At 71.1% G+C, this 15,685-nt stretch carries 12 protein-coding genes; 8 read left to right on the plus strand and 4 right to left on the minus strand.

Annotation, left to right across the window (positions count from 1 at the left end; all coding sequences use genetic code 11):
- Nucleotides 1-11: 11 nt before the first annotated feature.
- Complete coding sequence (locus F9C41_RS14315; protein WP_230689588.1) at nucleotides 12-1,016, minus strand: hydroxyacid dehydrogenase; 1,005 nt, start codon at nucleotides 1,014-1,016, stop codon at nucleotides 12-14.
- A 271-nt stretch (nucleotides 1,017-1,287) separates the two neighbouring features.
- On the opposite strand from F9C41_RS14315, the gene F9C41_RS14320 reads away from it, so the two are divergent.
- The 3 genes from F9C41_RS14320 to F9C41_RS14330 all read left to right on the plus strand — a co-directional run bounded on the left by F9C41_RS14320 (nucleotide 1,288) and on the right by F9C41_RS14330 (nucleotide 4,497).
- Complete coding sequence (locus tag F9C41_RS14320; RefSeq protein WP_155387267.1) at nucleotides 1,288-2,592, plus strand: ABC transporter substrate-binding protein; 1,305 nt, start codon at nucleotides 1,288-1,290, stop codon at nucleotides 2,590-2,592.
- Between the two features lie 76 nt (nucleotides 2,593-2,668).
- Nucleotides 2,669-3,574: a carbohydrate ABC transporter permease gene (locus tag F9C41_RS14325; RefSeq protein WP_155387268.1), complete on the plus strand. Its 906-nt coding sequence runs from the start codon at nucleotides 2,669-2,671 to the stop codon at nucleotides 3,572-3,574.
- Nucleotides 3,571-4,497 (plus strand): carbohydrate ABC transporter permease, encoded by a 927-nt coding sequence (locus F9C41_RS14330; protein ID WP_155387269.1) that lies wholly within the window; start codon nucleotides 3,571-3,573, stop codon nucleotides 4,495-4,497. The genes F9C41_RS14325 and F9C41_RS14330 overlap by 4 nt, the downstream gene beginning before the upstream one ends.
- Nucleotides 4,498-4,675: 178 nt before the next feature.
- Here F9C41_RS14330 and F9C41_RS14335 read toward each other — a convergent pair whose 3' ends face one another.
- Nucleotides 4,676-5,710, minus strand: a complete 1,035-nt coding sequence (locus F9C41_RS14335) for a LacI family DNA-binding transcriptional regulator (RefSeq protein ID WP_155387270.1) — start codon at nucleotides 5,708-5,710, stop codon at nucleotides 4,676-4,678.
- 121 nt (nucleotides 5,711-5,831) lie between these two features.
- Entirely contained in the window at nucleotides 5,832-8,714 is a 2,883-nt protein-coding gene (locus tag F9C41_RS14340; protein ID WP_155387271.1) for a polysaccharide lyase family 8 super-sandwich domain-containing protein, read from the minus strand.
- 267 nt (nucleotides 8,715-8,981) lie between these two features.
- On the opposite strand from F9C41_RS14340, the gene F9C41_RS14345 reads away from it, so the two are divergent.
- From F9C41_RS14345 to F9C41_RS14365, 5 genes are all read left to right on the plus strand, one after another.
- Complete coding sequence (locus F9C41_RS14345) at nucleotides 8,982-10,502, plus strand: beta-N-acetylhexosaminidase (RefSeq protein WP_196279766.1); 1,521 nt, start codon at nucleotides 8,982-8,984, stop codon at nucleotides 10,500-10,502.
- 150 nt (nucleotides 10,503-10,652) lie between these two features.
- Nucleotides 10,653-11,693, plus strand: coding sequence for a zinc-dependent alcohol dehydrogenase family protein (locus F9C41_RS14350; RefSeq protein WP_155387273.1), 1,041 nt, complete (start codon nucleotides 10,653-10,655; stop codon nucleotides 11,691-11,693).
- Nucleotides 11,694-11,726: 33 nt separating this feature from the next.
- The gene (locus F9C41_RS14355; protein WP_155387274.1) at nucleotides 11,727-12,905 is read left to right on the plus strand and encodes a cytochrome P450; all 1,179 of its coding nucleotides are present in this window, start codon (nucleotides 11,727-11,729) and stop codon (nucleotides 12,903-12,905) included.
- Nucleotides 12,906-13,062: 157 nt separating this feature from the next.
- Nucleotides 13,063-13,467: a hypothetical protein gene (locus tag F9C41_RS14360; protein ID WP_155387275.1), complete on the plus strand. Its 405-nt coding sequence runs from the start codon at nucleotides 13,063-13,065 to the stop codon at nucleotides 13,465-13,467.
- Between the two features lie 208 nt (nucleotides 13,468-13,675).
- A complete protein-coding gene (locus tag F9C41_RS14365; protein WP_155387276.1) occupies nucleotides 13,676-14,860 on the plus strand; it encodes an alpha/beta hydrolase in 1,185 nt (394 codons plus the stop codon).
- Between the two features lie 108 nt (nucleotides 14,861-14,968).
- On the opposite strand, the gene bioD is transcribed toward F9C41_RS14365, so the two are convergent.
- Nucleotides 14,969-15,682 (minus strand): dethiobiotin synthase, encoded by a 714-nt coding sequence (gene bioD, locus F9C41_RS14370; RefSeq protein WP_155387510.1) that lies wholly within the window; start codon nucleotides 15,680-15,682, stop codon nucleotides 14,969-14,971.
- Nucleotides 15,683-15,685: the final 3 nt, after the last annotated feature.

The raw sequence follows: 15,685 nt of genomic DNA on the forward strand, positions 1-15,685 counted from the left end.
CACCGGGCGGGTCAGGCGAGGACGGCGAGCTGGTCGGCGCGGATCTCGCCGGACAGGGGGCGGCCGGCGAGGAACTGCTCGACCTCGGCGACGGCGTACGCGCCCAGGCGGCGGGCCTCGGTGCCCTGGACGCCCGCGAGGTGCGGGGTGATCCACACGTTGGGCATGGCGAACAGCGGGTGCCCGGCGGGCAGCGGCTCGGGGCTGGTGACGTCGAGCAGCGCGTCGATCCGGCCGCCCGCGCAGGCACGGGTGAGCGCGTCGGTGTCGATGAGCGCGCCACGCGCGGTGTTGATGACGATCGCGCCGTCGGGCAGCATGGCCAGCCGCCGCTCGTCGATCATGTGCACGGTCTCGGGCAGCTCCGGTGCGTGCAGGGTCAGCACGTCGCTGCGGCGGCACAGCTCGTCGAGCCCGACCGGCTCCGCGCCCAGCGCGGCGGCGTCGAGCGGGTCCAGGTGCGGGTCGCTGACGAGCACCCGGAACCCGGCCGCACGCAGCCGCACGATGACGCGGCGGCCGATGCGGGACGCGCCGACCACGCCGACGACCCGGCCGTCGTTGCCGGCGCGCTCGTTGATCGCGAAGGTCGGCTGGCGGCCTTCGGCATAGCGGCGGGCGAAGGCGAAGGCGCGCTTGCCCGCCAGCAGCAGCACCGCGAGGGTGAAGTCCACGACCGGTTCGGCGTTGGCGTCGGCGGCCGAGGAGACCGCGATGCCGCGGGCGAAGACCTCCTGGCCTACGTGCAGCTTCACCGAACCCGCCGCGTGCACGACCGCGCGCAGCCGGGGCATCGCGTCGAGCACGTGGTCGTCGAGCGGGGGGCAGCCCCACCCGGTCAGCAGGATCTCCACCTCGGACAGCACCCCGGCCACAGCGTCGAACCCGCCTACCGGATCGGGCGCGAGCAGTCGCAACGAGCCGTCGAGCCGGGTCAGCAGATCGCCGGGGAACACCGCGCCTGCCGCCGACGGCGACATCACGATGAGCCCGGCAGGGCGGTCCGGCTGGCTCACGGCTTCTCCCGAGCGATCTTTAGTAAACGGTTGCTGTACGGTTCCAGGACCGTAGCCGCATCCGTTTACGAGGTCAACACTGGGTTCCCGCGTCGTTTGCAACGAGATGGAAACGACGACTTGACGCCGTGATAGAAACCGGTTTAGTTTCGGTCTCCGCCAGGGACGGTGATCTGAGCCACTCCCCCGGCATCACTCCCGGGCCCCAGGGCCGGGGCTCTGAACTGCGAAAACCTCCGCTACGATCCATTCCCCCCGCAAAGGAGCGGTCATGAAGACCCGATCGATGAAGGCAGCCGCGACGCTCGCCGGCGCCATGGTTTCCATGGCTCTGGTCGCGACCGGCTGCGGCAAGGGTGCCGACACCCCCGCCGACACCCCCGCCGTCACCGAGGTCACCTTCTGGTCCTGGCTGCGCGCCTCGCAGGAGGTCACGGACGCGTTCAACAAGACCCACACCGACGTGCAGGTCAAGTTCGAGCAGATCCCGGGCGGCGCCGAGGGTTACGGCAAGCTCACCAACGCGGTCAAGGCGGGCAACGCGCCGGACGTGGCCACGGTCGAGTACGCGATGCTCCCGGACATGCTGGCGCAGGGCAACCTGGCCGATGTCTCCGGCGACATCACCGACCTGGTGAAGTCGAAGTACCCGGCCCCGATCCAGGAGCTGGTGACGCTGGGGGGCAAGACCTGGACCGTGCCGCTGGACGCGGGCGCGATGGTCATGTTCTACCGCAAGGACCTCTTCGAGCAGCACAAGATCGCCGTGCCGAAGACCTGGGACGAGTTCAAGGCCGCGGCCGAGGCCGTGAAGAAGGCCGACCCGAAGGCACGCATCACCGACTGGAACCAGACCGACTCGGCGAACTTCGTGTCGCTGAACTGGCAGGCCGGCGCGAAGTGGTTCGGCATCCAGGGCGACTCCTGGAAGGTCACGCTGGACTCCCCCGAGTCGCAGAAGGTCGCCGGCTACTGGCAGGACCTGATCACCAAGGACCTGGTGACCAACGTCCCGGCTGAGGAAGTGCAGAAGCGCAAGGCCGCCGGCCAGGTGTGGACCCAGCTCGGCGGCGCGTGGGCCGCGGGCGGCCTCAAGGCCGGCCTGCCGGACCAGGCCGGCAAGTGGGCCTCGGCCCCGCTGCCCTCGTGGGACGCCGCCCCGGCGTCGGCCATGGTCGGCGGCTCGTCCTTCGGCGTGAGCAAGACCAGCAAGAAGAAGGAAGCCGCGCTCAAGTTCATCACCTGGATGACCACCACCCCGGAGGGTATCCAGGCCCGCCTGGCCAGCGGCGCCAGCTCGACGCTGCCCGCCATCCCGGAGCTCGCCGACGTGGCGGCGAAGAACTTCGACACCAAGTTCTTCGGCGGCCAGGACATCTACGGCGTGGCCAAGGCCGCACTGCCGACCATCAAGACCGGTTGGGTGTGGGGTCCGGGCATGCGCGGCGTGTTCGACGGCATCGGCGAGCAGTTCAAGCTCGTGCAGACGGGCAAGCAGCAGCTCCCGGCCGTGTACGGCCCGGTGCAGGCCAAGACCATCTCGGACCTGAAGAGCCGCGGCATCAACGCGTCCTGACGACCGCAGGGGCGGGCGGCGCTGTCACCAGGCAGCGGCGCCCGCCCCACTCTCGCTGCTGAAAGGAGGTGCGCTCATGCCCCCCACCCGCTCCGGCCTGGCCCGCCGCCAGTACGGCGTCGCCGCGCTCTTCACCGCCCCGTTCTTCCTGCTGTTCTTCACCTTCACCCTCGCGCCGATCGGGTACGGCGGCTGGCTGAGCCTGCACCGCGAGCAGACGTCGGGCCTCGGCCTCGGCGGGGAGCCCGAGCAGGTCTTCGTCGGCCTCGACAACTTCACCAGGGCGCTGACCGACGCGCAGTTCCTCGGCAGCTTCGTGACGGTCGGCGTCTACTGCATGGTCTACATCCCCGTCATGATCGGCATCGCGCTGGTGCTGGCCCTGCTGCTGGACTCCGCGTACGCCCGCGCCAAACGCGCCTTCCAGCTCGCTCTGTACCTGCCCAACATCGTGCCCGGCCTGATCGCCGCGATGATCTGGACGTATCTGTACACCCCGGGCCTGTCCCCGATCATCGACGCACTGGACAAGGTCGACATCCCGTTCAACCTCGGCTCGGACGCCGGGGCCGTCGGCGCGGTGGCCAACCTGACCACCTGGATGCACACGGGCTACAACGTCATCATCTTCTTCGCCGCGCTGCAGGCCGTGCCGCGTGAGGTCATCGAGGCCTCCACCGTCGACGGCGCCGGGCAGATCCGCATCGCGTGGTCGGTCAAGGCGCCGATGATCCGCGGCGCGGTGGTGCTCGCGGTCCTGTTCACCGTCATCGGCGCGATGCAGCTGTTCACCGAGCCGTTCATCGTGCGCGACGCGGCCACCACCATCGACCAGGCGTGGACCCCGAGCCTGTACATCTACCAGCTCACCAAGGCGTACGACATGGGTGGCGCGGCCGCGGCCTCGCTGATCCTGACCGTGGTGCTGGCCGTGGCGTCGTTCCTGGTCACCCGATTCTCGAAGAAGGGCGCGACGCTATGAGCCCCTCGCCGACGCTGACCCGCCCCGACCAGGCGGTCTCCCCCGACCGAACGTCCCGGCCCGCCGAGCGGCGCACGCGGTCCGCCTCCCCGCTGCTGAGCAAAGGCGTCGTCAACGGCGTGCTCATCGCCGCCATGCTGTGGACCGTGCTGCCGCTGACCTGGCTGGTCATCGCGGCGACCAAGGGCTACGCCGACCTGTACTCCACCGGCGGGTTCGAGTTCGCCCGGGTGCAGCTGTGGGAGAACCTGGTCAAGCTGTTCACCTTCAGCGACGGGCTGTTCCTGCGCTGGCTGCTCAACAGCTTCCTCTACGCCGGCGTCGGCGCACTGGTCAGCTCGATGATCTCGATCCTGGCCGGGTACGCCTTCGACAAGTTCCGCTTCCCGGGCAAGGAGCGCTGGTTCGGGCTGGTGCTGCTGGGCGTGCTGGTGCCCGCCGCGGTGACCACGGTGCCGCTCTACCTGATGGCCTCGGACCTGGGGCTGACGAACAGCTTCTGGGGCGTGTTCCTGCCCGGCCTGGCCAGCCCGTTCGGGGTGTACCTGGGAAGGGTGTTCAGCCAGGCGTACGTGCCGGACGAACTGCTGGAGGCCACCCGGGTCGACGGCGCGGGCGAGCTGCGCACCTTCTGGCAGATCGCGTTCCCGCTGCTGCGCCCGGCGTTCGCGACGCTGTTCCTGTTCGGCTTCACCGGCGGCTGGAACGCGTTCTTCATGCCGCTGCTGATGCTGTCCGACCACGAGCTGTACCCGGTCGGCCTGGGCCTGTTCATGTGGCGGCAGATGATCGGCACCGACCAGGACCTGTACTACCCGCTGCTGATGACCGGTTCGCTGGTGGCGATCCTGCCGCTGGTCGTCGCCTTCTTCAGCCTTCAGCGCTACTGGAAGGCCGGCCTCACCGCCGGCGCGGTGAAGTAACCGCCCCCACCGTCCGCCCTGGCCGACCGTCGGCCACGATGATCGCCGTTTCGGGTCAGAACCTCGGGTCCAACCGCAGCTTCCGACCCGATACGGCGATCACGCTCTGCCAAGCACGAAGGAAGGGCACCTTCTACAACGCATAGCCGCGTTAAGAAGGTGCCCTTCCTTCGTCGCGTCAGATGAGAGGGCGGACGGAGTCGCGCATGGCGATGTGGGTGCCGAGCATGACGTGCTGGCGGGTGGAGCCTTCGCCGCGCTGGAGGGCGAGTTTGACGGCGGTGCGTCCCAGTTCCTCGTGCGGGAGGTGCACGCTGGTCAGGGCCGGCGTGAGTTCGGGGGCGAAGGGGGTGTCGTCGTAGCCGATGACGGAGACGTCGTCGGGGACGCTCTTGCCGGCCGCGCGCAGCGCCCGCATCGCCCCCGCGGCGACGAAGTCGTTGGCGGCGAAGATGGCGGTGAACTCCACGCCGTCGGCCAGCAGGCGCTGGACCTGGCGGAAGCCGGAGTCCTGGCTCATGTCGCCGTGGGTGATCAGCGCGGGGTCGACGGACACGCGGAAGGCCTCCAGAGCCCGGCGGTAGCCGTCGAGGCGGGCGTCGAAGGTGGTGTTGCCGATCGGGCCGCCCAGCATCGCGATCCGGCGGTGGCCCGAGGAGAGCAGGTGGCTGGTGGCCGAGAAGGCGCCGCCGGCGTTGTCGTACTCGACGGTGATGGCCGGGAAGTCCGGGCCGAGCGAGGGGCGGCCGCACAGCACCAGGCGGCTGCCCGCGTCCTCCAGGCCCTTGGCATAGCGGTACATGCGCTCGCGGTAGTCGTCGGTCATGTTCACGCCGCCGACCAGGATGACCGCGTCGGCGTGCTGCTCGCGCATCAGCTTGACGATCTCCAGCTCGCGGTCCGGGTCGCCGTGCGTGGTGCACACCAGGCACAGCCGGTCGGACTCGGTGGCCTGGTATTCCACGCCCGAGGCGATGAACGCGAAGAACGGGGTGACCACGTCGTACATGACCAGCGCCACGACGTTGGAGGTGGAGCCGGACAGCGCCCGCGCGTGGGCGTTGACGACGTAGTCCAGCTCGCGCACGGCCCGCTGGACCTTGGTGCGGGTGGCGTTGGCGACGGGGTAGTCGCCGGAGAGCACCCGGGACACGGTCGCCACCGACACCCCGGCCATCGCCGCGACGTCGCGGATGGTGGGCCGCTTGTTCATAGGAACCCCAGAAGGATGAGGAGAGCAGGGGAAACGATTCTAGAAAGCGTTTACCCTACGCGTCCTCATCCTTTCTGTCCACGCTGGCCGACAGGCGGACCGTTCCGCGCGAAGGACTCCGTCAGCCGGTGACGACCTGCAGGAATGCGGGCCGGGTGGCGTTGCTGCGGCTGTTGAGCACCGTCGCCCGGCCGGGCGCCGCCTGCCACAGCCCGATGGTCGCGGTCTTGTCCCCCGCGTACTCGGCCTGCACGAACGGCGTGACGTCGAGCGGAATCCAGTCGGCGACCTGGCACAGGGGCGCCGTGGACAGCTGGGCGCCCAGCGCCGGCGCGGTGTTCCAGGTGATCCCGGACTCGGTCCAGCTGTCGGCGCTGACGGCGTACGCGCTGATGCTGGTGTGGGTGCCGACGGAGTCGGCGGTGTTGCCGCTGACCCAGAGCACCGCCCGCTTCGGCGCGGCGCTCAGCGAGGTGAGGTCGAACTTGAGGAACGCCTTGCGGGCGTAGCCGACGCCGTCGTTCTTCACCTCCAGGGTGGCGCCGTTGTAGTTGGTGGTGGCGTAGCTGCCGTCGCGGGTGTGCGCGTCGGCGGTCGGTGCCAGGGTGAAGTGCTGGCCGCCGGTCACGGTGCCGCCGGTGCCGAAGGTGATGGTCCGGGAGCCGCCGAGCGCGCCGCCGACCTCGACCACCAGCTTGATCGGGTTGAGGCCGGTGACGGTGATGCGCCCGTCGCCGGAGGCGGTGCCGTAGCCGCTGCGGGCGATGGTGACGGTGATCGTGGTGGCGTTGCGGGTGGGGTCGGCCACGGTGACCTTGAGCTGGCCGCCGGACTCGCGCATCAGCACCGAGCAGGGTGCGCTGACCGTGATCGTCCCGGCGGTGCCCGCGGCGAAGAAGTTCGCGGCCGTCACGCCGGTGGCGGTGTCGCTGATCGCCTGCGCGTTCGCCGTGTTGGCGAGCACGGTCACGGTGGGCGAGGCGGCGCGGGCGGCGGTCGTGGCGGTGTCCGCGCCGGGCAGCAGGTGGTAGCTGTACGAGCCGGCGGTCGGGTTGACACCGTGGTCGACGTAGAGCGTGAGGTATTTGCGGGTCAGCACCTCGGTGGTGCCGCCGGTGTTGATCTGCGACCAGCTGCCGGACCGCGATTCGCGCAGCGCCCTGACCGTCGCGCCGCCGGGGAACACGATCCCGGCGAAGGAGTTGTGTGCCCAGTTCACGCCGGTGAAGGTGGCTGAGCCAAGGGATGCGAGCTGCGCGGTCCCGTTGACGGTCAGCGGCTGGTTGCCGGTGCCGCCGCCGAGGTTGCGGTTGTCCACGATGGTCTCGACCGCGACGCCGTCGGTGCTGCTGATGCCCGCGCCCAGGCAGACGATGCCGTCGTCGAGGCAGAACCACGACTTCTTCGCCTGCAGCGTCGACTCCAGGCCGCGGGTGTCCTGGCCCAGCGCGGCGAAGGTCCCGTCGGTCGCGCCGCCGACCCAGCTGGTGCCGGGGTCGGGCGCGCCCCACGTGCCGCCCGCGCCGTCGGCGAGCGCCTTCTTCGACACCGTCGTGCCGGGCAGCCGGTACGGGTCCACGGTCGGCCAGAACGCGTCCGAGTACTGCCCGTTGCCCCAGGTCGAGCCCCAGTACGACAGCATGCCGTTGTTGGTGTGCCAGCCCTTGAGGTGCTCGCCGTTGCCGGTCTCGTAGTAGGTGGTGCGCTTGGAGCACATGGCGATGGACGCGGCCCAACCGGCGCGGCGGTGCACCGCCTGGTCCTGGGCGGCGAGCAGGCGGTGGTTGACGGGCTCGGCGACGGCGGTGACCGACGCGCTGTCGCGGGTCGCGAGGCAGGCGGCCAGGGTCGGCACGCTCAGCGTCTGGTCGTCGGCGAGGTTGCCCCAGTATTCGCGCTGGATCCAGCCCTTGACCATGCCCCGCCACAGCGCCGCCTCGGCCGGGGACGCGGCGTCGGCCATGCGCACGAAGCTCGCCACGATGCCATGGCCGCGCACATGGTCGTCGCCCTGGATGCCCAGGGTGTCCTGCACGGACAGGCCGCGGCTGACACCCCGGCCGCTGACGCAGTCCATGACGAGGCCGTTGTAGACGAACGGGGCCCAGGACCGGGTCATCGCGTCGAACGCGATCTGCCGGTTCGGGTCGCTCACCGCCCAGGTCGAGCCGGCCAGCAGGCCGAACAGGCTCGCCAGCCCGGACAGCAGCACCGCGCCGTAGGTGCCCTGGTAGGGCACCACGCCGTGCTGGATGAAGGAGCCGTCCTCGTAGTAGCCGTCGCCGGTGCGCGAATACGTGAAGATCGACGAGAGGCCGTCCCGCCCTGCGATGATCTTCGCGGCGTTCTTGCCGAGGATGCCGCGCCGCACCACCACGATGCATACGTCGGACCGGTTCGCGCCGGTGCTCGCCCCGCCGTTGAGCAGCGGCGACACCGAAGGGGTGAAGGTGTCGACGGCGGCCAGCCAGTTGGTGATCTGGGTGGCGGTGAGGTGGTCGTAGACCAGCGCCATGATGTCGAGCAGCGCCTGCGGGGTGCCGATGTTCCAGTCCCACCAGTTGCCGAACCAGCTGGTCGACGGCTTGAAGATCTTCGTGTGCAGGTGGTCGAGGCCGGTGACGATCTGGCCGAGCAGGGTCGCGTCGCCGGTGAGGCCGGTGCCGGGCTGCGCCCAGGCCAGCGCCATGCCGCGCAGGCGGGAGTAGCTGTTGGTGACCGACGACGAGACGTCGAGCGGCAGGTCCGGCCACAGCGCGGCGCCACCGGGGGTCATCGCGGCCCGCCGCTGGTTCGCGACCTCGCCGATCACGGTCAGGCGCGAGGCATAGGGTTCCACCGCCGGGTTGAAGCCGGTGCCGGTGATGCTGTCGCGGTGGCGCAGGCGCAGCGTGTCGTACTCGTCGGCGGCGTACGCCGGGCCGGCCGGGAGCAGGGGCAGGGTCAGCGCGCCCAGTGCGGAGGCGCTGCCTGCCCGCAGCAGGTGACGGCGGGACAGGTGCATAATCCATCCTCTTTACGTCAGTACTACAGCGGACTTACGTAACCGTTTCCCCCATCGATGACGCAGAAGATAGGGCATGTGCTCTGCGCCACACAAGAGAAATCGGAAAACGTTCTCTCCCATCGCTGGGGCGCACCGCCGCTGACCATTGCCTGACACCGGGGACACGACAGTTGTGGATCTTGACTACTGTTAAGAAGCTGTACTACCGTCGCAACTGCTGTTCCCGAAATCGTTTTCTAGGTGTCGTTACCCGGAGGAGCCGCCGTGCTGATCCCGCAACCCCTCTCGTACGCGCCGGCCCCGGGACAGCGGACGCTCACCCCGCAGACCACGGTCGGCGCCCCCGCCGAGATCGCCGACCTGCTCCGGGAACTGCTCGGCCCGGCCACCGGCCTGCCGCTGGCCGACGGCGGTGACGACGCCGAACTGGTCTTCACCCTGGACGGCACGGCCGACCTCGGCGGCGAAGGCTACCGGCTCACCGTCGACGGCACGGGCGTGCGCGCCGTCGCGGGCACCCTCGCCGGGCTGCGCTGGGCCGTGCAGGCGCTGCGCCAGCTGCTGCCCCCGCAGGCGTACGCGGCCACGCCCGTGACCGGGCTCGCGTGGACCCTGCCGTACGCGCAGATCGAGGACCGGCCCCGGTATCCGTGGCGCGGCATCATGATCGACGTCGGCCGCTGGTACCAGCCGGTGTCCTGGCTGCGCACAGTGGTCGACCTGCTCGCGATGCACCGGATGAACACGCTGCACCTGCACCTGACCGAGGACCAGGGCTGGCGCTTCGAGGTGAAGCGCTACCCGCGGCTGACCGAGGTCGGCGCGTGGCGGCGGGAGTCGCCGATCGGCCACGAGAACATCAAGCAGGCCGACCGCACCCCGCACGGCGGCCACTACACCCAGGACGAGCTGCGCGAGCTGGTCGCGTACGCGGCCCGGCGCGGTGTGACCGTCGTGCCGGAGATCGACCTGCCCGGCCACACCACCGCGGCCATCGCCGCCTACCCGGAGCTCGGCAACAACCCCGGCACGCAGCTGGCCACCGGCACCCGGTGGGGCATCTACGACACGGTGCTCAACTGCGACGACGCCACCGTGCAGTTCATGAAGAACGTGCTGGACGAGCTGGTCGACGTGTTCCCGTCGACGCTGATCCACCTCGGCGGCGACGAGGTGCCGCCCGCGGAATGGTCGGGCAACCCGGGTGCGCAGGCGCGGATGAAGGAGCTCGGGCTGACCGACCCCGAGCACCTGCTCGGCTGGTGGATCTCCGAACTGGCCGGTCACCTGCGCGAGCACGGCCGCCGGGTGGTGGTCTGGGACGAGCTGGTCGGCCGGGGCGCGCCCGCCGAAGCCGTGATCATGGCGTGGCGGAACCAGGAATACGTCACCGCGGCGCTCCAGGCCGGGCATGACGTCGTCGCCTCCCCCTGCGAACACGTCTACCTCGACTACTACGAGTCCGACGCGCCCGGCGAGCCGGTGAGCATCGGCGGCCTGCTGCCGCTGGAGAAGGTGTACGCCTACCAGCCCGAACCCGACGAGCCGCCGGCCGGCGACAACCGGGTCCTCGGCGTGCAGGGCAACCTGTGGGGCGAGTACCTGCCGACGGTCGGCCGGGCGGCGTACAACCTGCTGCCGCGGATGTCCGCGGTGGCCGAGGCGGGCTGGGGCACCCGCACCGCGCTGGGCGACTTCCGGCAGCGGCTCGACGTGATGCTGGCGCGCTTCGACGCGCTCGGCGTCGCGTACCGCCGCCCGGAGCCCTACCCGGCGGCCGAGTAGCGACGGCTGTTCAGGGCTCCGTCCCGCGCCTGACCGGGACGCACACCATGATCCACGTGCGTCCCGGGCCTACCTGCGCCCCGTTTCGCGACGTAATGTGCTGGGCATCGCGGCCGGAGCACCGGCCGCGGCCCGGTGGGAGGGGAACACGTGCGCGCGGTCGCCTATGACGGTTTCGGACAGCAGCCCGACGTGCGTGAGCTGCCCGAACCGACCGCACCGCCGCACGGTTGCGTGATCAAGGTCGAGGCGACCGGGCTGTGCCGCAGCGACTGGCACGGCTGGATGGGCCACGACCCCGACATCGCGACGTTCCCGCACGTGCCGGGCCACGAGCTGGCCGGCACCGTGCACGCCGTCGGCGCGGACGTCACCGGCTGGCGGGTCGGCGACCGGGTCACCGTGCCGTTCGTCTGCGGCTGCGGCGGCTGCGAGCCGTGCCGCCGCGGCGCGCCGCAGGTCTGCGAGCACCAGACCCAGCCCGGGTTCACCCACCGCGGCTCGTTCGCCGAATTCGTCGCGATCGACCACGCCGACCTCAACCTGGTCGGCCTGCCCGAGCAGCTGTCGTACGCCGCCGCGGCCGCGCTGGGCTGCCGGTTCGCCACCGCGTACCGCGCGGTGGTGGCGCAGGGGCGGGTCGCCGCGGGGCAGTGGGTCGCCGTCTACGGCTGCGGCGGCGTCGGGCTGTCGGCCGTGATGATCGCCGCCGCGTACGGCGCGCGGGTCGTCGCCGTCGACGTCTCCCCCGGCGCGCTCGACCTCGCCCGCCAACACGGCGCCGTGGCCTGCGTGAACAGCCGCGAGACCGACCCGGTCACAGCGGTCCGCGAGCTGACCGGCGGAGCGCACCTGACCATTGACGCCCTGGGCAGCCCCGCCGTCTGCACCGCGGCCATCCTGAGCCTGCGCCGCAGCGGCCGCCACGTGCAGGTCGGCCTGCTCCCGCAGGGCGCACCCGAGCTGCCCATGGGCCGGGTCATCGGCTGGGAGCTGGAGATCCTGGGCAGCCACGGCATGGCCGCCGCCGACTACGGCCCGATGCTCGACCTCGTCGTGTCCGGGCGGCTGCGCCCCGACGCGCTGGTCACCCGCACCATCGGCCTCGACGAGGTGCCCGCGGCGCTGACCGCGATGGGCGAGCTGCCCCCGACCGGCATCACCGTCATCACCCCGCGAGCCCTTGCCTGAACGGTCGCTCACCCCGCCTAGTACGGTGTCGGAGTGCTGTTCCGTACCTGGGACCAGCCTTTCGACAACGACGGGCGGGCCGAAGCGACCGTCGAGGTGACCGACCACGTCGGCGTCACCCACGTCGTCGTCAGCGAGCACCGGCTCGTCAAGCAGGTGCTCGCCGACCCGGACACCTTCCGGCCCGACAACGCCCTCGACGCGATCAGCCCGATGCCGGTCAGCGCACTGCGCGTGCTCGCCTCGTACGGCTTCAAGCTGCCCGCCACGCTGGCCAACAACGGCGGCGTGTCCCATCCGGCGATCCGCGAGATCACCGCGCAGGCCCTGCACCCGGCCCGGGTCGAGGCGCTACGCCCATGGCTGACCGGGGTGGTGCGCCGCCGCCTCGCCACGCTGGCCGCGCGGCTGCGCGCGGGCGAGCCCGTCGACCTGTACGCCGACCTCGCCGCCGACCTGCCCCTGTTGGTGCTGGCGAAACTCGTCGAGCTGCCCGACGCCGAGGCGGCCGTCGTCAAGGAGTTCTCCCGGGCCGCGCTGGAGCTGTTCTGGGCCCCGCTCGACGCGCCCCGGCAGCTCGCACTGGCCGAGACCGTCGGCCGGTTCCACACCGTGCTGCGCGACTTCGCCCGGACCGCCGGCGGCATGGTCGGCGAACTGCGCGCGTACACCGCGGAGGCCGGGCTGCCCCGGGACACCCCCGTCGGAGCGTTGTTCTTCCTGCTCGTGGCCGGTCAGGAGACCACGTCGCAGTTCCTCACCCTGCTGCTGCACCGGCTGTCCGGCGAGCCCGCCGTGCTCGACGGCCTGGCCCGGGGCACCGTGCGCGTGGACGACGTGGTCGAGGAGGGGCTGCGGCTCGTGCCGCCGATCCCCACCTGGCGGCGGGTGGCCGCTCGGGACACCGAACTCGACGGCTTCCCGGTGCGCAAAGGCGCGAGCGTCGTGCTCTGGCTGGCCCGGGCCGGGCTCGCGGTCGCCGAGCATCCGCACGACTTCGTGCCCGGCCAGCGCGGCTCCCGCCGCCACCTGGCCTTCGGCGCAGGCGCCCACCGCTGCGTCGGCGCGCAGCTGTCCCGGATGGAAGCCGCCGTCGTCGTCGCCGAGACCGCGCCGCTGCTCCGCGACGTCGAGGTTGTCCGCGCCCCCTGGTGCCCCGACAACCTCAGCTTCCGGATGCCCGACACCTTCACCGTCCACCGCCCCCACTGACGCCGCTTACCTGGCGCAACACCGGTGAGTGGATCCAAGGGTCGCGTCAGGGCGGTGTCAGGGCGGTGTCAGCCGTGGCGCCGATGGTGGACGCATCGCAGAAGACAGCGCTGCCCCACCTGAGCGCAGTCGCCACCCCAGGTTCAAGGAGTGCACCATGTCCGTCACCCTTTCCGACCAGGACAAGACCACCCTGCGGATCGCCGCCTACGGCGCCGTCACGCTGCTGTCCGCTGCCGGTGCCGCCAGCGGTTCACCCCACAAGATCGCCACCAACGGCAGCATCGCGCTGGGCTCGGCCACCGGCCTGGTCGGACACGTGCTCGCCGACTACCCCAAGGGCAAGGACCTGAACGGCAGGTCCGTGGCCGAGATCGCCGACCGCGTGCTGCCGGCCCTGACGGCAGCCATGAGCCTGCTCAAGAAGCAGGCTCCGGAAGAGGCCGGCAACTTCCGCAGCACCGTCGTCACCGCGATCGCATCCGCCACCCACCAGAGCCAGCCCGGCCCCGTCGTGGCAGACATGATCCACAAGATCACCAACGCCCTCGACGCCGCCTGACGGGAGGCCAACCCGCGCCGTTGTGCCGCAGGGTCCTTTCCGGATCCTGCGGCACGCGGTCGTGGGTGATGCGGCAGAGCGAGGTTCATGAGCGCCACGCCAGGACAACTCGCACAGATCGAACTTTGCACGTGAGGAGATCAACGATGGGACATGGCAACAGCGCCTTCTCCGAAGTAAATCTGGAGAATTCGACAGGGGCACGACCATGACCGTGCCGATGGGATACGTGGGGACGACGGCGGTCTTCGCCTGGTGCACCTTCTTCGCCGTTGTCGCGCCGCGCCGGCCCCGACCGCTGGCGAGCATGAGCTTCTGGTTCGGCCTGGGCCTCAACGAGGTGCCGTTCGTGGGCCTCTACCTGTTGGTGGGCTCCACGGCACTGGCCGCCGCCGAGGGCGATCTGCGGTCACCGGGTGCCAAGGCGACGGCCGCGGTCGCCGCTGTCGCCGCCGCCGGGCTGGCTGTCTCCGCCTGGCGGGGCCTGCGGACGGACCGGGCGGTCGAGCGGGCCCTTCAGCACGGACTGGGGACCGACTGGCGGGATCGGGTGCGCGTATCCCTGCGCCGCCACCGGCCCTGGGCTCGCATCCTGCTGCTACCGGGCCTCATGTGGCGGCGGGATGTGGAGCGGATCCCCAACATCCGCTACGCGGACGCCGGGCGCCGGAATCTGCTCGACGTCTACCGCCGCCGCGACGCGCCGCAAGGCGGGCCGGTCCTGATCTACTTCCACGGCGGCGGCTACACCGGCGGAGCGAAGAACCGCGAGGCCCGGCCCCTGCTGTACCGGCTCGCCAGCCAGGGATGGGTATGCCTCAGTGCCAACTACCGGCTGCGGCCGGAGACCTCCTTCCCCGGCCACCAGATCGATGCCAAGAAGGTCATCGCCTGGGCCCGCGAGCACGCCGCCGCCTACGGTGCCGATCCGTCGAGGCTGTTCGTGGCGGGCAGCTCCGCCGGCTCCAACCTGGCGGGCCTGTGTGCGCTCACGCCGAACGACCCGGCGTTCCAGCCCGGCTTCGAATCCGCCGACACCTCGGTCACCGCCGCGATCTGTCTCTACGGTTACTACGGCCACTACTTCGGTGAGGAGCCCGACGAGACGCCATCCCCGTACCAGCCACAGGGATACATCCACCCCGGTGCGCCGCCGATCCTCGTCGTCCACGGGACGAAGGACGCGCTGGCGCCCGTCGAGGGCGCCCGGAACTTCGTGGCCCGACTGCGCCGCGTCTCGGACAACACCGTGGTCTACGCCGAGCTGCCCGGCGGGCAGCACGCGTTCGACGTTTTCCACTCCCCGCGCTTCGAGGCGGTCGTGGACGGCGTTGAAGCCTTCGCCTCCTGGGTCCTGTCTGCTCCGAAGCGCACTCCCGAGTCGGCCCGCTAGCCGGCGGGCAGGCGTTCGACCCACCGCGGCCGCTGACAACGCCCAGGTGCTGTGCGGCGTCGCACAGCGCCCCAGGCACATCGGGTGATCATGGTGCTGGGACCAGGGTCAGTCCTCGTCGAGGTCGGCGAGGGTGCGGGGGTCGTCGCAGTCGCCGTGCAGGGCGGGGCTGAGCCAGCCGGGAGCGCTACGGCGGAAGACGCCGGGCTCGATGGCGCCCGCGCCCTCGGGGAGCAGGCCGTCGAGGTCTTCGGGCAGGTCGGCGAGGTTGGCGAAGTGCACCAGTTCGGGGCGGCTGGGCCACGAGCCCAGCACGACCCGGCCGGCGATGTTGCGGCGGGCCATCGCCTCCAGCGTCAGCGCGGTGTGGTTGAGCGTGCCCAGCCCGGCCCGGGCGACCACGACCGCGGGCGCGGACAGCGCCACCGCGAGGTCGGCGAGCGACCACATCGCGCCGCCGGGGTGCAGGCCCATCGGCACCAGCAGCCCGCCCGCGCCCTCGACCAGGGTCAGCTCGTGCTCGGCCGCGATGTTCTTGACCTGGTCGATGATCGCGAACATGTCCAGCGGCGGCAGGCCCGCCACCCGGGCGGCCGCGGTCGGCGCGAGCGGATCCGGATACTCCGCGAGGGTGACCGTGGTGGCGGGGCCGGCCAGCCGGGCCACGACCGCCATGTCGGGCACCTCGCCGTAGGAGGGGTCGATGCCGGTCTGGGCGGGTTTGACCACCGCGGTGCGTACCCCCGAAGCGGTCGCCGCGGCCGCGATCGCCGCCGTCGTGATGGTCTTGCCCACCCCGGTGTCCGTGCCCGTGACCAGCACGAT

Source organism: Catellatospora paridis (assembly GCF_009720365.1).
Classification (GTDB): Bacteria; Actinomycetota; Actinomycetes; order Mycobacteriales; family Micromonosporaceae; genus Catellatospora; species Catellatospora paridis.

Coding starts and splice junctions, on each gene's coding strand:
- F9C41_RS14330 (WP_155387269.1), top strand. CDS start 3,571: ATGAGCCCCTCGCCGACGCTGACCCGCCCCGACCAGGCGGTCTCCCCC.
- F9C41_RS14360 (WP_155387275.1), top strand. CDS start 13,063: ATGTCCGTCACCCTTTCCGACCAGGACAAGACCACCCTGCGGATCGCC.
- F9C41_RS14365 (WP_155387276.1), top strand. CDS start 13,676: ATGACCGTGCCGATGGGATACGTGGGGACGACGGCGGTCTTCGCCTGG.
- F9C41_RS14340 (WP_155387271.1), bottom strand. CDS start 8,714: ATGCACCTGTCCCGCCGTCACCTGCTGCGGGCAGGCAGCGCCTCCGCA.
- F9C41_RS14325 (WP_155387268.1), top strand. CDS start 2,669: ATGCCCCCCACCCGCTCCGGCCTGGCCCGCCGCCAGTACGGCGTCGCC.
- F9C41_RS14335 (WP_155387270.1), bottom strand. CDS start 5,710: ATGAACAAGCGGCCCACCATCCGCGACGTCGCGGCGATGGCCGGGGTG.
- F9C41_RS14320 (WP_155387267.1), top strand. CDS start 1,288: ATGAAGACCCGATCGATGAAGGCAGCCGCGACGCTCGCCGGCGCCATG.